The organism is Sphingomonas sp. (assembly GCF_039595165.1).
In the GTDB taxonomy this organism is placed as follows: Bacteria; Pseudomonadota; Alphaproteobacteria; order Sphingomonadales; family Sphingomonadaceae; genus Sphingomonas.
Genome location: NZ_JBCNMA010000199.1, coordinates 1 through 3128 on the forward strand (window position 1 = coordinate 1; position 3128 = coordinate 3128).

Below are 3128 nucleotides of genomic sequence, written 5' to 3' on the forward strand. Positions count from 1 at the left end.
GATGATGGTCGCGGTCGCCGCGCTCGTCCTGGTGCAGAGCCTGCACAGCGCGATCGCCGCGCCGGGGCGCACCGGCATGCGTCCGATCGTCCTCGCCCTCGCCGCGATGTGGCTGGTCGACATCAACGTGCTGAGCGTCGCCTGGCTCACCGAGGGGTGGCCGATCGAGCTGGTCGCGGTGCGCGGCCTCGCCATGGCGCTGATCGCCGCCGCGATCGCCGCGGGCCTGCAACGCCGCGGTGAATGGCCGATGCAGCTGTCGCGCACCGTCGCCTACCAGTCGCTCTCACTGGTCGCGATCGGCCTCTATTTCGCGCTGCTCGCGCTCGCCACCACCGCCCTCGCCGCGATCGGCGGGGACAATGCGCGGCTGCTCCAGACCGCCTTCGTGTTCGGCTCGACCGCTGCGATCCTGACGCTGGTGTCGAGCCCGTGGCTGCGCGCCTGGATCAAGGTCAAGCTCGCCAAGCATTTCTTCCGCCACCGCTACGACTATCGCGCCGAATGGCTGCGCTTCACCGAGACGCTGGGCGAGCCGGAGGGCAGCGCGCCGCTCGACGAGCGCATCGTCAAGGCGCTGGCCGACCTCACCGACTCTCCCTCGGGCGTGCTGCTGGTGCCGCAGGGGGACGGCCTCTGCGTCGGCGCGGCATGGAACGTCGCGCGCGACGGCCTGCCCGCGACCTACGGCCAGGACTGGCCGCAAGCGGCGCTCGACCCGGCGCTGATCCTCGAGCTCGACAACAGCGATGCCGCCGCGGCGATCCCGCCCTCGATCCGCAGCTGGGAACCGGCCTGGGTGGTCGTCCCGCTCCCGCATCATGGCCGCCTCGCCGGCGCGATCGTGCTCGCCCGTCCGCCCGTGCCGCGCGCGCTCGACTGGGAGGATTTCGACTTGCTCAAGGCCGCCGGCCGTCAGCTCGCCAGCTATCTTGCCGAGGAACGCGCGCTCGAAGCGCTCGCCGAAGCCGAGCGGTTCGAGGAGTTCAACCGCCGCTTCGCCTTCATCATGCACGACATCAAGAACCTGGTGAGCCAGCTCACCCTCGTCGCGCGCAATGCCGAGCGTCATGCCGACAACCCCGCCTTCCGCGCCGACATGGTCGCGACGCTGCAGGATTCGGCCGGCCGCATGAACGACATGCTCGCGCGCCTCTCGCAGCATCACCGCGCCCGCGCCGAGGCGCCGGTCGCCGTGCCGCTCGCCCCGCTCGCCCGCCGCGTCGCCAAGGCGCGCCGCGCGCAGCACCCGGTGGAAGTGATCGTCGCCGGCGATCCGCTCGCGATCGCCGATCCGGCGATGCTCGAGACCTTGCTCGGCCATCTCGTCCAGAACGCGGTCGAGGCGAGCGCGCCCGACGCGCCGATCACGATCGCCGTCGACGCGCACGATCGCGAGGCGCGGATCGAGGTGATCGATCGCGGCGCCGGCATGTCCCCCGCCTTCGTCCGCGACAAATTGTTCAAGCCGTTCGTCTCGTCCAAGCCCGGCGGCTTCGGCATCGGCGCGTTCGAGGCGCAGAAGCTCGCCACCGAGATGGGCGGCCGGATCGAGGTGGAGAGCAGCGAGGGCAAGGGTTCGCGCTTCCGCGTGGTGCTGCGCGCGGCGGGCGGCGGCCATCGTGAAATCGGACAGGCGGCATGAGCGACAAACCCAAAATCCTGCCAAAACTTCTCGTGGTCGAGGACGATGCCGGGCTCCAGCGGCAATTGCGCTGGGCCTATGAAGGCTATGACATCCTGACCGCGGGCGACCGCGAGAGCGCGATCGCCATGCTGCGCGCCGAGGAGCCCGCGGTGGTCACGCTCGACCTCGGCCTGCCCCCCGACCCCGACGGCACCAGCGAGGGTTTCGCCGTCCTCGAAGCCATCCTCGCCCTCAAGCCCGACACCCGCGTCATCGTCGCCTCGGGCCATGGCGAGCGCGAATCGATGCTCCGCGCGATCTCGATGGGCGCATGGGACTTCTACCAGAAGCCGATCGACATCGACGCGCTCGGCCTGATCGTCGCGCGCGCCTTTCACGTCCATGCGCTGGAGGCGGAGAACCGCCGCCTCGCCGCGCGGGCCGAGAGCGGCACCGCGCTCGGCGGCATCGTCACCGGCTCGCCCGAGATGCTCAAGGTCACGCGCACGATCGAGCGCGTCGCCCCGGCCGACGTCTCGGTGATGCTGCTCGGCGCCAGCGGCACCGGCAAGGAGTTGCTCGCCCGCGGCCTGCACGACGCGTCGCGCCGCAAGGGCCAGTTCGTCGCGATCAACTGTGCCGCGATCCCGGAGACCCTGCTCGAATCGGAGCTGTTCGGCCACGAGAAGGGCGCGTTCACCGGCGCGGTAAAGACCACTGAGGGCAAGATCGAGCAGGCCCAGGGCGGCACGCTGTTCCTCGACGAGATCGGCGACGTGCCGCTCCCGCTCCAGGTCAAGCTGCTGCGCTTCCTGCAGGAACGGGTGATCGAGCGCATCGGCGGGCGCAAGCCGATTGCGGTCGACACCCGCGTGGTCTGCGCGACCCACCAGGACATCGACGCCATGGTCGCCGCCGCCACCTTCCGCGAGGACCTCTACTACCGCCTCGCCGAGATCGTCGTGCGCATTCCGTCGCTCGCCGAGCGCCCCGGCGACGCCGGCCTGCTCGCACGCCATTTGCTCCACAAGCACGCCACCGCGATGAAGCTCGGCAACAAGAGCTTCGCCCCCGACGCGCTCGCCGCGATCGACGCGTGGCACTGGCCCGGAAACGTCCGCGAACTCGAGAACCGCGTGAAGCGCGCCGCGATCATGGCCGACGGCAAGCTCGTCACCGCCGCCGACCTCGACCTCGAATCCGTTGGCGACGACGCCGGACCGATCAACTTGAAGGCCGTGCGCGAAGCCGCCGACCGCCGCGCCATCGCCCAGGCGCTGTCGCGCGCCGACGGCAACATCTCCGGTACCGCGCGCCTGCTCGGGATCAGCCGCCCCACCCTCTATGACCTGATGAAGGCTTATGACCTCCAGCCCTGAACCTCGCCCCCACGGCCAACGGCGCCGCCGGACCAGCAGCACCGTCGCCCGGCGCAGCGTGAACCTGCGCCGGATCGTCGGGTTCGCGCTGTGCCTCGGCCTGTTCGGCGTGGCGCTTCTCT

Annotated in this window: 2 protein-coding genes; both read left to right on the forward strand. The window is 70.7% G+C overall.

Annotated features, from left to right (window positions below):
* A partial coding sequence (prsK, locus tag ABDV68_RS18645; protein WP_343521591.1) for an XrtA/PEP-CTERM system histidine kinase PrsK occupies positions 1-1645 on the forward strand: 1645 nt, incomplete at its 5' end.
* Complete coding sequence (gene prsR, locus ABDV68_RS18650; protein ID WP_343521592.1) at positions 1642-3006, forward strand: PEP-CTERM-box response regulator transcription factor; 1365 nt, start codon at positions 1642-1644, stop codon at positions 3004-3006. The genes prsK and prsR, both read left to right, overlap by 4 nt.
* The last annotated feature ends 122 nt before the right edge of the window (positions 3007-3128 follow it).

What these genes read in the sequence shown, in the direction of transcription:
- prsR (WP_343521592.1), top strand. Translation starts at nt 1,642, where the DNA reads ATGAGCGACAAACCCAAAATCCTGCCAAAACTTCTCGTGGTCGAGGAC.